This window comes from Hydrobacter penzbergensis (genome assembly GCF_900106985.1).
GTDB classification, from domain to species: domain Bacteria; phylum Bacteroidota; class Bacteroidia; order Chitinophagales; family Chitinophagaceae; genus Sediminibacterium; species Sediminibacterium magnilacihabitans.
The window spans coordinates 183,711-198,738 of sequence record NZ_FNNO01000004.1 but is presented as its reverse complement, the minus strand read 5'-3'; the positions used below and the strand labels follow the sequence as shown (position 1 = coordinate 198,738).

Genomic DNA, 15,028 nt, shown 5'->3' with positions numbered 1-15,028 from the left:
TGAGTTATGCCGGTATTTAATCAGAACAGGAGCCGCGTAGTGCAGATCGTTTTTGCCTGCGTTGTCCTGGTCATCGTTGGCCAGCTGGTCAACCTACAACTGTTCTCTGCCAAATACAAACTGGCGGCCGATAATAATGCTTTCTTCCGGAAAGTGGTGTATCCCGACCGCGGCATCATCTTCGATCGTAAAAAAAAGGCCATCCTTGAAAATGCGGTCAGCTATGACCTGATAGTCATCCCTGCCGACGCGAGGGGAACCGATACACTGGCGCTTTGCAACCTGCTGAACATCGATACCGTTACTTACCGTAAAAGAATGCGGGAGATTATTTTTAAGAACACCAGTGTAAAACCCAGCGTTTTCGAAGCATTGCTTACGCCTGAAATGTATGCAAAGCTGAATGAGAACATGTATAAGTTTCCTGGCTTTGCGCTGAACGAACGGTCAGTGAGGAGCTATCCTTATGATGCTGGCGCCGCTGTTCTCGGATACATTGCAGAAGTAGATACCGGTTTCCTCAGGAGACATAAAGAGGAAGGTTATGAGATGGGCGATTATGTGGGAAGAACAGGCCTGGAAAATACATACGAGAAAGTGCTGATGGGACAAAGGGGTATCAAGCGCTACATCAGGGATAACAGGGGCCGTATACAGGGGCCATGGGAAAATGGCGCTTATGATACAACCGCTATTGCCGGAAAAAACCTTTATTCCAGCATTGACGTTGAATTACAAAAACTCGGTGAAACATTAATGACCAATAAGGTAGGAAGTATCGTGGCCATTGATCCCAAAACAGGTGGTATCCTTTGCATGGTAAGTGCCCCGACTTACAACCCGAACTACCTTACGGGAAACCAGCGCAGGAAACATTTCTCTGACCTCTTTCTCGACCCCAGGCTGCCCTTGCTCAACAGGACCATTGCTACTACTTACTCGCCGGGCTCTACCTTTAAAACGGTAGTAGGTATTGCCGGTTTAACCGAAGGCGTAATCAACGAAAGAGAAATGATCAGCTGCCCAGGTTATTTTACCGGTTGCGGTACAGGCAAGCCTAAATGCCTCGATAAAGGTGTATTCAATTTTAAAGAAGCAGTTGCGCATAGTGACAATACCTACTTCTCCACAGTATACAAGCGAATACTGGATCAACGAAGATATGGCAGCATAGACAGCTCCTTAGCTGTATTCAACAAGTATGCCTATTCGTTTGGCCTGGGTCGTAGATTGGGTATAGACCTACCCTCAGAGAAAAAAGGAAACATCCCTACACCTCAATTCTACCGTAATCCCAAAGTGCATGGCGCTTATTTTCATTCCTGCAATATTATTTCCAACGCTATCGGACAAGGTGAGGTAAGCACTACATTAGCACAGTTGGCCAATGTAATGGCCATCATTGCCAACAGGGGCTGGTATTATGCACCCCATCTTATCGATTCAATTGAAGGAGGAGATGAGTTCAACATGCTTGAAGCTTACAAGACAAAACACCACACAGCCAATCATATCTCCGACTCTGTTTTTGAGGCTGTGCAGGATGGCATGCAGGCTGTGGTAGAATATGGAACAGCTGTGAGGTCGAGAATACCGGGTATCAATATGTGCGGCAAAACCGGTACAGTAGAGAACTATGCCAAAGTCAATGGCAAAGTAGAAAAACAGATCGATCACTCTTTCTTTGGCGCTTTTGCTCCAAGAGAAAATCCTAAAATAGCTATTGCAGTCATTTGCGAAAATGCAGGTCAGGGTGCCTGGGCCGCCGCTCCTATTGCCAGCCTACTCGTAGAAAAATATTTAAGAGATTCTATCTCGGGAACAGAGCGGAAAGCAATGCTGGAAGAGTTCACTAAAAAGAACCTGATTCCCGCATTGATGCGAAAAGCTATAGCTGCAAGGGATTCCAGCAGGCAGGCAAAAGAGTCGGAAGCTGCAAAGAAAGCCATGCGTGACACTTCAAACATTGAAGAGGAGCCAGATATAGACATTCCTCCTGCCGCGCCTGTAAACAATCCACCCAAACCTAACAAAAACAAACAGCAGCGTACAATAACAACACAGGCGATTCTGCCCGATGACCCGCGTAAATTTTTACCAAAGAGAACAGCAAGCGCTTAACCCTTATGAATAACAAGAGTAACAAAGTGGCACAAGGTGTTGATTTTACTATGATTTGGCTCTACGCTATCATGGTAAGCATAGGCATTCTTTGCATATTCATGGTAGAGTACCGCACCGGCACCAACTGGGTGCAGTCTTTCCTCAGCGGTAAAACCAATTACAGCAAACAGCTCATCTTCAGTGGCATCTGTGCCATCGTTGCTATTTTCATCCTGCTAACAGACAGTAAATTGTTTACCGCTTTTGCCAACCTGCTCTATGCTTTCGGGATTGTGCTAATGCTGGCCACTTTTGTATTGGGGAAAAATATCAACGGCTCTAAAAGCTGGATACCGTTGGGCGGAGGCTTCAACCTGCAGCCGGCCGAAGTTTGCAAGATATTTACCGCGCTGGCGCTGGCCAAATTCATATCGCGGCAGGAAGTGGATTTCAGCAAGCTGCGCTCCCAGATCATTGCAAGCATTATTGCTGCTGCTCCGGCTATGTTGTCGATCTTACAACATGAGATGGGATTGGCCCTCGTATATTCTTCTTTCCTGGTTGCCATGTACCGCGAGGGTCTGCCCGGCCAGATACTGGTGATAGGCTCCTCTTTTGCCGTGCTGGTGATTGCCACACTGGTGGTTGAACCAAATCTATTGGCCATCATTCTTACCGTTATCGCCGCTGTGCTGATCTTTTTGTTGCGCAAACAATTCCGGAGGAACAAGGGATTGCTTACCATTATTATAGGGACCTGGTTACTCTGTGTAGGCATACAGCGTTTTGTAGTGCCATATATATTCAACAACGTATTTGAATGCTATCAAAGTACCCGCATTTACAGCATGGTTGGTAAAGAATACGATTGCAGTCTGAATAAAAAATCGGCACGGAAAAACCCCAATGAAAAAGCGGCGCATAAACCAGACGACTATAATGTAAGACAAAGTAAGATCGCCATCGGCTCGGGAGGATTATTGGGCCGGGGCTTCCTCAAAGGAACCCAAACAAGAGGCAAATACGTGCCTGAACAACATACCGATTTCATTTTCACCTCACTGGGCGAAGCTTTTGGTTTTACAGGTTGCCTGGTATTCCTGTTGCTTTACCTTTTCATGCTCTTCCGCATCATAAAAATCGCCGAAAGACAGCGAAGCACTTTCAGCCGGGTATACGCTTACAGTGTGGCCAGTATCATCTTCTTCCATATTGCCGTGAACGTAAGTATGACCATTGGGTTGTTTCCCATTGTGGGCATACCTTTGCCGCTGATCAGTTACGGAGGATCTTCATTACTGACGTTTACCGTACTGATCTTCATCCTGCTGAGGCTGGATGCAGACAGACAAATGGTTTTACGATGAGCAACCCTATTCAAATTGTTCCGCTTTCAGAAGGCGCATTTACAGTAGATAAAACAAAAGTTTTCAACCCCTTCGATCCGGAAACAGAAATACTCAACAGCAGGCCCGTTGGAAGCATGCTGGTTGAGATACAGCCTTTTGTTGTGATAACCAATAACGACGTCATCCTGCTGGATACAGGGCTGGGATACAACGATGCCGATGGCAAACCCCAACTCCACAATAACCTGCTGAAAGCAGGCATCAACCCTACCCAGGTTACCAAAGTACTGATGAGCCACCTGCATAAAGACCACGCGGGAGGTATCACACTTACAGATGACAGAACAGGAGAACGCTTCATCAGCTTCCCATATGCTACTTATTACGTGCAAAAGAGAGAATTCGATTTTGCGATGGAAGCAGGCAATGCTTCTTATATCTCCGAAGATTTCAGTTTGTTACAGGATTTTAGCAGGGTGGACTGGTTGACAAACGATGAAGGATGGATAGGCGATCATATCCATTACCAGTTAACCGGTGCACACAGTAAATTTCACCAGGTGTTCAGCATCATTTCCGATAGGGGGACCGTTTTTTTCGGAGGTGACGATGCACCGCAATTACAACAAATGAAAAACCGTTTCGTGGCCAAATACGATTACGACGGGAAAAAATGTATGGAATTAAGACAGCAGTGGTGGCAGGAAGGCCAGGAAAAAGGCTGGACCTTTTTATTCTACCATGATATTAAAACGCCTGTTTGGGGAGAAAATAATTAATTGCCCTGCTTATTACTATTGCGCTGTTTTCTAAACTCGGCTCTTTGTTGCAATTCCTTTTTTACTACCTGGTTGAAATCGCGATCGATAGTGAGTGCTTTATTGGCGCGTTCGTCGGTACCCAGTATCTTTTTGTATTCAACCTTGTACCTTTTGCGGATGTTGAGCAATCTTTCTTCAAAAGCCAGCACATCCATTTTTTTCTCTTCTTCCCTCGCTTCTTTCATATCGTCTACATAATCGTAATACACAGGCCAAAATTTCTGGGCTTCTTCTGAACTGAGGTTCAATTGCCTGGTTACAAATGCAATCTTCAAACCCATCACATTGATGGTGGGTTGTGGTGGAGTGGATTGTTGGGCTGCTGCGGCAGGCGGTTGTTGCTCTTGGAATGGGCAAGCACCAGTGGTACAGTAGAGACCTGCTATTAATAATAGTAAAACTAGTATCCGCTTCATCATAAATTATTCGCCTCCGGGGGTTTCTTTAACAAGCTCCAGATCCTTATTCTCATCCAGGAACTCCTTCAGTTCCTCATCGGAATATTGGCTGATGTGTTTGCTCAGATCTGGTAATTCTTCGCTGGCGGTAACCATGGTCTGATCAACACTTCCGGTCAGTCGCTCATTTTTGTCCAGGTAATTCACCAGCTCCGTATCACTCACTTTATCTATGGCTGAAGATACATCCACCTTCGTATATTTTTCATAATCGCCCACCTGTTCTTTGCGGGAGGCGAAGAAAATACCGGTACCAATGGCTCCTGTAAGGGCGGCCGCAGCCGCATAACGCATCCACTTACGCGGACGATGCATAGACACTACCCTGGCAGGGGGTTGCACAATGGTTTGCTCAAAATACCCCTTAGGGACAGTGTATACGTTTCTCCTGGCCATAGCATGAAGCAAGGGAGCAACATCCGCCAGTTCATTGGCATCAGTATCTTTTCCTTCTTCCAGCAACCTGATTTTCTGCATGATACGATCAGCCAACCCATCGAAATAGCCGGCAGGCACACTGAATACCGTGCGCCGTTGCAGACCTGCCAGAAGGGGGCTGATGCTGTTCAATTCGTTTTCTATGGGCTGATATTGATCCATGTACAATTATAATAGACCCCGGCGCTAACCGAAAGTTTAATAATTTTTAATGAACTCCTCGATTTTCCTTGCGGCATGATGGTAACTGGCCTTCAATGCCCCTTCACTGGTATCCAACACCCTGCTCATTTCCTCATAAGGCATTTCTTCATAATATCGCAGGTTAAACACAATCCGCTGCTTTTCAGGCAGTTGTTGTATCGCCAACTGAAGCCTCCATTCCAATTGGTTGGCATCGAACCCCTGATCGGCCTTTATTTTGTCGCTGATAGCAGCATCCAGGTCTTCCATGCTCAACGCGCTTCTCTTCTTTTGTTGTTCCAGGAAACTCAAACATTCATTGGTAGCGATCCGGTACAACCAGGTATACAATTGGCTATCCTCCCTGAACTGCTCAAGGGCATTCCATACTTTGATGAATACATTTTGAAGCACATCGTTGGCATCCTCATGGTTTATCACCATTCTTCGGATATGCCAATACAATTTCTCCTGGTACTTTTTTACAATGGCATTGAAGGCCCGTTCTTTGGTGGCCGGTACACGAAACTGAAACAATAGTTCCTTATCGTCTGGATGCATTCAGGGCAATTTTTATATAGGCAGCTTACAAAGGTATTGGATTCTATTCCCTGCAAAAGAATACCAAATAAATGTAAGTAACAAACTCCATAACAAACATTCATTAGTGACAACTGAACAGTCTACAATTTTTGTTAAGATCATTAACAGCAAATAGACTAACTTCGGAGCCGTTTAGAACAGGATATGTCTTCATCAGTATACACCAATAACTTCAAACGCAACGTAGCAGATAAATATACCATTTACAATAGTCTGTTTGCAGCGCTGCCTTTTTCCGGAGTAGCCAATGTTGGCGCTTTTCTCCCCATTCTTTTACAAGCTTGTGTTGACGGATACGCCAATGGGAAAAGCCCCATAGAGATCATCAACGAGTTCTTTCAGCAGCATACCCGCGTGCGCGAGGAGACCGACAAGATCGACCGGCTCTTCAAATCCGTTCAGTATATCGAAAGGCAGGTGGTATTATTCGATGCCATCGAAGATGCTGCTTTTGATTCTGTCAATGATATCAATGGCGCCGGCAGCCTGAAGGGCCTCTATAATGAAGCTGTTTTCACCGGAAAAACACAGGCCCTGAAAAACAAATTGCGCAAATTCAAGGTGCGGGTTGTACTCACAGCGCATCCCACCCAGTTTTATCCGGGTAATGTACTGGGCATCATTCACGACATGAGCGATGCCATCAATAAAAACGATTTCCATACCATCAACCAATACATCCAGCAGTTGGGCATCACGCCTTTCTTTAACAAGAAGCAACCCACGCCTTACGATGAAGCGGTCAATCTCATGTGGTACCTGGAAAACATCCTTTACCAATCCATCGGTAATATCTACAATTTTATTGCCCGCGAAATATTCGACAACGATTACGACGGAGACAATCCTTTTATTGAACTGGGCTTCTGGCCTGGTGGCGACAGGGATGGGAATCCCTTTGTCAATGCCGCTACTACTATCAAAGTAGCGGAGGCACTGAGAAGCGCTATCATCGTATGCTATTACCGGGATATCCGCAAACTCAAGCGCCGCCTCACTTTCTCGGGTGTAGACCAGATGGTGCACGAACTGGAGGAACAACTATATGCAAACGTTTTCCGTCCAACCGATTGCTGTCATATCGGCAAAGATGAGCTCCTTCATAAGCTTTACGATATACGCAACCTGATGGTATCGCAGCACCATTCCCTGTTCCTGCAAAGAGTTGATAGCCTGATACACAAAGTGAAGATATTCGGTATGCATTTCGCTTCACTCGACGTGAGGCAGGACAGTCGTATACACAGGCATGTGTTGCTGCAGATCAACAAAGAATTAAAAGAAAACTCTTTACACCCCGTACTGCCCGACAATTACGAAACGCTCAGCCCCACTGCACAAATTGCGGTGCTGGCCGATCTGCACGGCAACATCGATCCTGCGCTCTTCAAGGATACCATTACCAGGGATACCCTTGAAAGCATGTATGCCATCAACCACATACAACAGTTAAACGGAGAAGCCGGCTGTCATCGTTACATCATCAGCAATTGCCAGAGCGCGGTAAATGTGATGGAAGTATATGCCCTGCTCCGTTTATGCGGATGGAGCAAGGAATTGCTCAGCATCGACATTGTTCCTTTGTTTGAGACCATCGACGACCTGCAGCATGCAGAATCGATCATGGAGTTGCTTTATACACTTCCCATCTACAAGCAACACCTGCACCTGCGTAAGCAACAGCAAACCATAATGCTCGGCTTCAGCGATGGCACCAAAGACGGTGGATACCTGCAGGCCAACTGGAGCATTTATACGGCCAAAGAAAACCTTACTGCTATTTCGCGCAAATACAATATTAAAGCCCGCTTCTTCGATGGCCGCGGAGGCCCCCCTTCTCGCGGCGGAGGTAAAACGAATAAGTTTTATGCTTCACTCGGCAGCAATATTGAGAACGAGGAAATACAGATTACTGTACAGGGACAAACCATTACGTCCAATTTCGGCACCATACAATCATCGCAGTATAACCTGGAGCAATTACTGAGCGCCGGGGCCAGCAATGAATTGTTTGCCGAAACACGCATACAGATATCGCAGCACGACCGTTTCATGCTGGAAGAACTGGGCAGGATCAGTCACGAAGCATACCAGTCGTTCAAAACACATCCACTGTTTCTCTCTTACCTGCAACGGTTCAGTCCGCTGAATTATTACAGCAAAAGCAATATCGCCAGCCGCCCTTCCAAAAGGGGTAACGGTGGAAGTTTGAAATTCGAGGACCTCCGCGCCGTTCCATTTGTAGGAAGCTGGAGCCAGCTCAAACAAAACGTACCGGGCTTTTATGGTGTAGGTACCGCTTTGCAGGAAATGAAGAATAAAGGTTTGTGGAATGATGTGAAAGCCATGTTCCGCAACGTGCTTTTCTTCCGCACATTGATCGACAACAGCATGATGAGTATGCTGAAATCTTATTTTGCCTTAACGCAATACATCAAAGAAGATCCGCAGTACGGGCCCATCTGGCAACTCATCAAAGACGAGTTCGATCTCACCCGGAGGCTCGTATTACAACTGGCCGATGCGGCCGACCTGATGGCCGATGACCAGCCGGGCCGCGCTTCCATCCAGATGCGTGATAAGATTGTATTACCCTTGCTTACTATCCAGCAGTATGCATTGCATCAATTGAACCAGCCCGAAACCAACGAACAACTGAAAGTGGTGTATGAGAAACTGGTTACCAGGAGTATGTTCGGGATCATCAATGCAGCAAGGAATTCGGCGTAACATCAGGCATCTTTCCATGCCCATAAATGCAAGCATGCGTAGGTCCTGTATGGTGTCCATTTCGAAGATAGGCGGAGCATTTTTTCTTTCATCGCTTTTTTATCGGTGGCATCCAGTTTGTATATATGGGTCATAGCCTGTTGAATACCCAGGTCGTCCACAGCGAAAACATCTTCACGTCCCAGCGTAAACATGAGCAGCATTTCAACCGTCCACTTCCCCACGCCTTTGATAGCGGTCAACAGCTCTATGATCTCTTCGTTGTTCATAGCCAGCAGTTTCTTATCGGTGATCTGATGGTCGATGCAAAAGCGCGCTACATTTTGTACATAAGATACCTTGGCATTGCTTAGTCCTATAGCACGCAGCTTTTCCGGTGGTGTATCCAGTACCTGTTGCGGATTGGGCTCTTTTCCGTTGTACAATTCCAGGAAACGATGGTAAATAACCCTGGCTACTTTGGTACTCAGTTGTTGGCTCATGATACTGGCCATTAGTCTCAGCGGAATATTCTTGTGCAGTTTCAACTCATGCACTTCCTCACCTATGGCCTTTGCCAGCTTTTTGTCTTTTTGCAGATGTTTGATATACTCCATGCGGTTAAGTTAGCTAATTTGCAAGGCCATGCAAAGGGAAATTAGATTAACGGCAGATGGTTCGCATACAGTTGCCATACCGGCGATGGATGTAAGCTATCATAGTAAACACGGTGCAGTAAGTGAAAGCATGCAAGTATATATTGAAGCCGGACTGCTTACCTGTATGAACGGTTTTGCCAGTGACCCTGTTTGCATATTTGAGATGGGGTTTGGTACAGGGTTGAATGCCTTACTCAGCTTGCGCGAAGCGATCAACCAGCGAAGAAATATTTTTTACCTGGCCATTGAACGATATCCCTTAACTACTACGGAAGCTGCGTTATTGAATTACGGGAGGATCACCGGCCTTGAAGATGCTTTTCAATTCTTGCATACAGCAGCATGGGAGAAACCAGTTTCTATAAATCCCTTTTTCACACTCCATAAAACACAGGCGGCATTGCAGGATTTCACTACAGGCTATTCTTTTCACTGCATTTATTTCGATGCTTTTGCGCCTGAAACGCAACCTGAACTATGGACAACAGGCATCTTTTCACAATTATTTCCCCTGCTCCTGCCAGGAGGATGCCTCGTTACTTATTCCAGTAAGAGCATCGTAAGAAAAGCCATGACAGCAGCGGGCTTCAGGGTGGAAAAGATTCCGGGTCCGCACGGCAAAAGGGAAATGGCAAGAGCATGGAAACCGCAATAATTGTTATATTCAATGATCATCTTTAAACGTATTACATGAAATACTTTGTCTTCATAACCGTCTTTCTATTCCAACAGCCTCTGTATGCCCAACACAAAGACGAGCAGGCTATCCGTCAAATACTGACCGATCAAACAACCGAATGGAACAAAGGAAATCTGGAAGCCTTTATGAAAGGCTATTGGAAAAATGATAGTTTATTGTTCGTAGGCAAAACCGGTCCGCATTACGGGTTCCAGACAACACTGGATAATTACCACAAAGGATATCCCGATACTGCTGCGATGGGCAAATTAAGCTTCAACATCATACAGGTGAAGCGGCTTTCTCCGGACTATTATTTTGTATTGGGGAAATGGATGCTCAAAAGAAGTATGGGCGACCTGAGCGGACATTACACGCTTTTATTCAGAAAAATAGCCGGCCAGTGGAAGATAGTAGTAGACCACAGCAGCTAAACCTCATTCATCATCTTCCTGCTTCAACGGCTTGCGCCATAACCATACAATATACCATATAAAAGCGCCCAGGCTCAATAAGAACCATGTATAAAAAAGCAGGTTTTTGAGCTGCATGCGTTCATGTATGAAGGCCAGATCGTACATGATGCCGGCTGTGGAATTAACGGCAAGCCAAAGCAAACTCACTGAAAGGGTGTTCAGAATGCGTATCAGGTATCGTTTTACGATGGGTTCCATGCCAACTGGCTTTAATCAAAGCTTTGATTGCTGGCCGCTGCCATTTTAAGTATCCTGTCGAATTGTGCCGGTGTAAGATCGTTGTAGAAATAATAAATGGGATCCACCGCAATGCCATTCTTATGTACTTCATAATGGCAATGCGGTCCGGTGCTCTTGCCCGTATTGCCCACATAGCCGATCACTTCGCCCCGCTTCACCGATTGTCCCACCCTTGCTTTGATACGATACATGTGTCCATATAAAGTTTCATAGCCGTAACCATGACCAATCACCACACGGTTACCATACCCACCGGTATTGAATCCCGCGTCCTTCACCACTCCATCGGCCGTAGCATAAATGGGCGTTCCCTGCGGTGCCGAAAAATCGAGGCCCATATGCGCCCGCCGCTCTTTGTACACAGGGTCTATACGATAACCGAAACCAGAGGCAATGCGGTTGAGGTTTTTATTACTTACCGGCTGGATAGCAGGAATGGACGCCAGCAGCTTTTCCTTATTCTTCACCATATTGGCGATCTCATTGAAGGATTTCTCCTGGTAAGCGATGCGCAGGGCCAGGTTGTTCAGTTGGCCGGTCATGCTTTTGATGAGTTCTGTCTCACCCATCGCCTGCACCAGTGTTACCTCCTTACTCTTTTCCATTTCACGTATTCGCGCACTGTCGGGAATAGGTTTGGCTTCGAAAATGGAACGGTAAACCGTATTGTCGCGGTTCTCTATTTCGTCCATCTGTAATTCGAGCTGCTTCAGGCGTTCCTGGAAAATGCTGTAATTCTGGGTAAGGTCTTCATATTGCTGGCGCAACAGTTTTTCCTTGGGAGAATCGATGTAACGGAAAGTAATGGCCACGATGATCATGCCGGTAACCGCCGAAGCCATCAGGAAGCCCATCACGCGCAACAGGCGAACACGCAGGGGGGTTTCCAGTTTCTCATAGCGGAGCGTATGGGTATTATAATAATATTTTATTTTCTTCATCGGGGGGTGCTACTTCCAAAGAGACGCCAAATCCCTACCTTTGATGCCCTTGAAAAGCTTCCAAAGATAGTTTCTAACCGCATAAATGCCTTTATAAAAATTTTTGCCCAGATGATGACCAGTGCCGAGATCAGACAGCAATTCCTTGATTTTTTTGCTTCCAAACAGCACCAGATCGTTCCTTCTGCCCCTATCGTGGTAAAAAATGATCCCACACTTTTGTTCACCAATGCGGGGATGAACCAGTTCAAAGATTTTTTCCTGGGAAACAAAAAACCGGTAAGTCCTCGTGTGGCCGATACCCAAAAATGTCTCCGGGTAAGTGGCAAACACAACGATCTCGAAGAAGTGGGTGTGGACACTTATCACCATACCATGTTTGAAATGCTGGGTAATTGGAGTTTTGGCGATTATTTCAAGAAAGAAGCCATTGCCTGGAGTTGGGAACTGCTTACCGAAATATATAAGATCGATAAAGACCGTTTATATGTAACCGTTTTTGAAGGCGATGTCCAGGAAGGATTGCCAAAAGATGATGAAGCTTTCACAGAATGGGAAAAACACATAGCGCACGAGCGGATTTTGCTGGGCAATAAAAAAGATAATTTCTGGGAGATGGGGGATACCGGTCCTTGCGGCCCCTGCTCAGAGATACATGTAGACTGCCGTTCAGATGAAGACAGAAAAGCAGTAGCCGGCAGTACGCTGGTGAACAAAGACCATCCGCAAGTGATTGAGATATGGAACAATGTATTCATGCAGTTCAACCGCCTGAAAGATGGCAGCCTGCAACCCTTGCCTGCTAAGCATGTAGATACGGGCATGGGCTTTGAAAGACTCGTGAGGGTATTACAACAGAAACAAAGCAATTACGATACCGATGTATTCACCGGCACCATCGCCGCTACTGAAAAGATCACCGGGCAACAGTATCATTTTGGTGATGATAAAAAAGACATTGCTTTCCGTGTGCTGGCCGATCATATCCGCGCCATCGCTTTTACCATCGCAGACGGGCAGCTCCCATCCAATACCGGCGCTGGTTATGTGATCCGCCGCATCCTGCGACGCGCCGTTCGTTATTATTATTCATACCTGCATTATAAGCAGCCGCTTTTGTTTCAACTGATTCCAGTTCTTGCCAAACAATTTGCTACCGTATTTCCTGAACTGCAACAGCAGGTTGAGTTCATTGGTAAAGTGGTGAAGGAAGAAGAAGAAGCATTCCTTCGCACATTGGAAAAAGGATTGAAGCGGATAGATGACATCATTGGTAATGCTAACCTCAACAAGACCAAATCCATCGAAGGAAAAGCGGCGTTCGAATTGTTCGATACATTCGGCTTCCCAGTTGATCTCACACGCCTCATTGCTTTTGAAAATAACCTGGGGGTTGACGAAGCGGGCTTTGAAGCAGAAATGCAGCAACAGAAAAACCGTAGTCGCGCTGCAACGGCAGTAGATACCGAAGATTGGGTGATACTGCATGAAGATGCACTTTCAGAATTCGTAGGATACGATTCATTGGAAATACGCAGCCGGCTGATCCGCTACCGAAAGGTCAAAGCAAAGGGAAAAGAGCTGGTACAACTGGTATTAGAAGCCACTCCTTTTTATGCAGAGAGCGGCGGACAGGTAGGTGATACCGGCGTGCTTGATTTCGAAGGCGAGCGGATTGAAGTGATCGATACCAAAAAAGAGAATAACCTTACCATCCATCTTACAGAAAAATTACCTGGCAATACACAGGCTTCGGTGATCGCTAGTGTAAACAGGCCCAAGCGCCATGCCACCACTATTCATCACAGCGCTACGCACTTGCTGCATGCGGCGCTTAGATCGGTATTGGGTACACATGTAGCTCAAAAAGGAAGCCTGGTGAATGAAGAAGGACTGCGATTCGACTTCTCTCATTTTACCAAACTGAGCGAAGAAGAAATCATCCACATTGAGAGGTTGGTGAATGAAAAGATCAGGGCCAATATTCCTGTTCATATCAAAGAAATGAATAAGGATGAAGCGATTGCTATGGGCGCAATGGCCTTATTCGGTGAGAAATATGGCGATTCTGTGCGTGTAGTAATCATAGATCCTGCTTATTCTGTTGAACTCTGCGGAGGTACACATGTGGGCAACACCGGAGAATTGGGCTTTTTTAAAATAAAACACGAATCTGCGGTGGCAGCCGGCGTTCGGCGCATAGAAGCCTTGAGCGGAGTAGCCGCAGAGCAACTGGTGTTGGAACAATTTGAGCAACTGCGCCAGGTAAGGGAATCATTGAAACATCCCAAAGAGCTGCTCAAAGCAGTAGATGCACTGGTAAGCGATAACAATGAATTGCGCAAACAGGTCGAGAGCCTGGAAGCCAAACAACTGATCGTGATTAAACAGGAATTACTGAAGCAAGTGGAATCAGTGAACGGCAACACTTTCCTCGGTGCAATCGTAGAAGTGAGTAATGCAGATGGTCTTAAAAAATTATGCTTCGAACTGAAAAAAGAACTGAACAACTACCTCGTAGTGCTGGCTGCCAATATTGATGGTAAAGCACAGGTGGCCATACTTATTGATGAATCATTGAGTACTGCACGCGGACTCGAAGCGCCAAAAATTATCAAAGAACAAGTGGCCCCGCTGATCAAGGGCGGTGGCGGCGGGCAGAAAACATTGGCCACTGCAGGCGGCCAGGATGCAGGTAATCTTTTGCAGGTTCTTGCAAAAGTCAAGGCGCTTATTGAATAAGTGGTTTAAAACCGATCGGATTGCGAGGTAGGGGGCGCATTTTTTCTTCCATGATCTCTTTGATCAACTCAAAAATGGTTTCGATCTCACCGTCGTGCATTTTTACATCATGGCCTATATTAACGAGCTTTTTATCCAGTTGCTCTAATTTCAATAATATATCCCTATGGGCAAGCAGGGCTTCGCGAAGCTTTGTAAAAACACGCATGATGCGGATATTCACTTCAATAGCCATATCGCTACTCAGTACACTCGATAACATGGCTACACCCAGCTCAGTAAATACATTGGGCAATTGCCTTCTACCAATTGATTCTTTTTTTAATATCACAATTTGTGATTTTAAAATCTCCAATTCTTCCTCCGTAACCTGAAACATAAAGTCTTCTGGGAATCGCTTCATATTTCGTTTCACCGCCTGGTTCAGTGTCCTGGTTTCTACACCATACATTTCAGCCAGATCCCTGTCCAGCATTACTTTTTGACCACGTATCCAATAGATTTTATTGATAACAATATCCTCATTTACCGTTACAGCCTTATTCATACTGCTTCTTTTTAATTTAATCTTATACTTTATAAGACCAGTTAACAAATTAAATCCTCACGCTCAATAAATGAACAGGT

Annotated in this window: 14 protein-coding genes; 7 read left to right on the top strand and 7 right to left on the bottom strand. The window is 45.7% G+C overall.

All coding sequences use genetic code 11. The features are described from left to right. The first annotated feature begins 6 nt into the window (after positions 1-6). From mrdA to BLU98_RS06490, 3 genes are read left to right on the top strand one after another with little or no spacing between them, the layout of a single operon-like run. On the top strand, positions 7-2,121 hold the full coding sequence (mrdA, locus tag BLU98_RS06500) for a penicillin-binding protein 2 (RefSeq protein ID WP_092723201.1): 2,115 nt from the start codon (positions 7-9) through the stop codon (positions 2,119-2,121). A gap of 5 nt (positions 2,122-2,126) precedes the next feature. Then, entirely contained in the window at positions 2,127-3,470 is a 1,344-nt protein-coding gene (gene rodA / locus BLU98_RS06495) for a rod shape-determining protein RodA (RefSeq protein ID WP_092723199.1), read from the top strand. After that, positions 3,467-4,231 carry an MBL fold metallo-hydrolase gene (locus tag BLU98_RS06490; protein WP_257574762.1) on the top strand — a complete coding sequence of 255 codons (765 nt, stop codon included), beginning with the start codon at positions 3,467-3,469 and terminating at the stop codon, positions 4,229-4,231. The genes rodA and BLU98_RS06490 overlap by 4 nt, the downstream gene beginning before the upstream one ends. Here BLU98_RS06490 and BLU98_RS06485 read toward each other — a convergent pair. The 3 genes from BLU98_RS06485 to BLU98_RS06475 are packed head-to-tail and all read right to left on the bottom strand — an operon-like array spanning position 4,228 to position 5,913. Further along, complete coding sequence (locus BLU98_RS06485; RefSeq protein ID WP_139173857.1) at positions 4,228-4,689, bottom strand: hypothetical protein; 462 nt, start codon at positions 4,687-4,689, stop codon at positions 4,228-4,230. The two genes, BLU98_RS06490 and BLU98_RS06485, sit on opposite strands and share 4 nt — an antisense overlap. A 6-nt stretch (positions 4,690-4,695) precedes the next feature. Continuing rightward, a complete protein-coding gene (locus BLU98_RS06480) occupies positions 4,696-5,331 on the bottom strand; it encodes a hypothetical protein (RefSeq protein WP_092723195.1) in 636 nt (211 codons plus the stop codon). Between the two features lie 36 nt (positions 5,332-5,367). Next, a complete protein-coding gene (locus tag BLU98_RS06475; RefSeq protein ID WP_092723193.1) occupies positions 5,368-5,913 on the bottom strand; it encodes an RNA polymerase sigma factor in 546 nt (181 codons plus the stop codon). Positions 5,914-6,099: 186 nt separating this feature from the next. Here BLU98_RS06475 and BLU98_RS06470 point away from each other — a divergent pair, with 186 nt between their 5' ends. Further along, entirely contained in the window at positions 6,100-8,685 is a 2,586-nt protein-coding gene (locus BLU98_RS06470) for a phosphoenolpyruvate carboxylase (protein ID WP_092723191.1), read from the top strand. A gap of 2 nt (positions 8,686-8,687) precedes the next feature. Here BLU98_RS06470 and BLU98_RS06465 read toward each other — a convergent pair whose 3' ends face one another. Continuing rightward, the gene (locus tag BLU98_RS06465) at positions 8,688-9,281 is read right to left on the bottom strand and encodes a DNA-3-methyladenine glycosylase family protein (protein WP_092723189.1); all 594 of its coding nucleotides are present in this window, start codon (positions 9,279-9,281) and stop codon (positions 8,688-8,690) included. Positions 9,282-9,309: 28 nt separating this feature from the next. Between BLU98_RS06465 and mnmC2 the strand changes: the two genes are divergently transcribed. After that, on the top strand, positions 9,310-9,978 hold the full coding sequence (gene mnmC2 / locus BLU98_RS06460) for a tRNA (5-methylaminomethyl-2-thiouridine)(34)-methyltransferase MnmC2 (RefSeq protein WP_092723187.1): 669 nt from the start codon (positions 9,310-9,312) through the stop codon (positions 9,976-9,978). Between the two features lie 35 nt (positions 9,979-10,013). Further along, positions 10,014-10,436 (top strand): YybH family protein, encoded by a 423-nt coding sequence (locus BLU98_RS06455; protein WP_092723185.1) that lies wholly within the window; start codon positions 10,014-10,016, stop codon positions 10,434-10,436. A 3-nt stretch (positions 10,437-10,439) separates the two neighbouring features. On the opposite strand, the gene BLU98_RS06450 is transcribed toward BLU98_RS06455, so the two are convergent. Both BLU98_RS06450 and BLU98_RS06445 read right to left on the bottom strand, forming a co-directional pair. Further along, a complete protein-coding gene (locus BLU98_RS06450; protein WP_092723183.1) occupies positions 10,440-10,676 on the bottom strand; it encodes a hypothetical protein in 237 nt (78 codons plus the stop codon). Positions 10,677-10,687: 11 nt separating this feature from the next. Further along, complete coding sequence (locus tag BLU98_RS06445; protein WP_092723181.1) at positions 10,688-11,659, bottom strand: M23 family metallopeptidase; 972 nt, start codon at positions 11,657-11,659, stop codon at positions 10,688-10,690. Between the two features lie 111 nt (positions 11,660-11,770). Here BLU98_RS06445 and alaS point away from each other — a divergent pair, with 111 nt between their 5' ends. Next, entirely contained in the window at positions 11,771-14,401 is a 2,631-nt protein-coding gene (alaS, locus tag BLU98_RS06440; protein ID WP_257574761.1) for an alanine--tRNA ligase, read from the top strand. Here alaS and BLU98_RS06435 read toward each other — a convergent pair. Beyond that, positions 14,391-14,948, bottom strand: a complete 558-nt coding sequence (locus BLU98_RS06435; RefSeq protein WP_092723177.1) for an ORF6N domain-containing protein — start codon at positions 14,946-14,948, stop codon at positions 14,391-14,393. The two genes, alaS and BLU98_RS06435, sit on opposite strands and share 11 nt — an antisense overlap. Between the last annotated feature and the right edge of the window lie 80 nt (positions 14,949-15,028).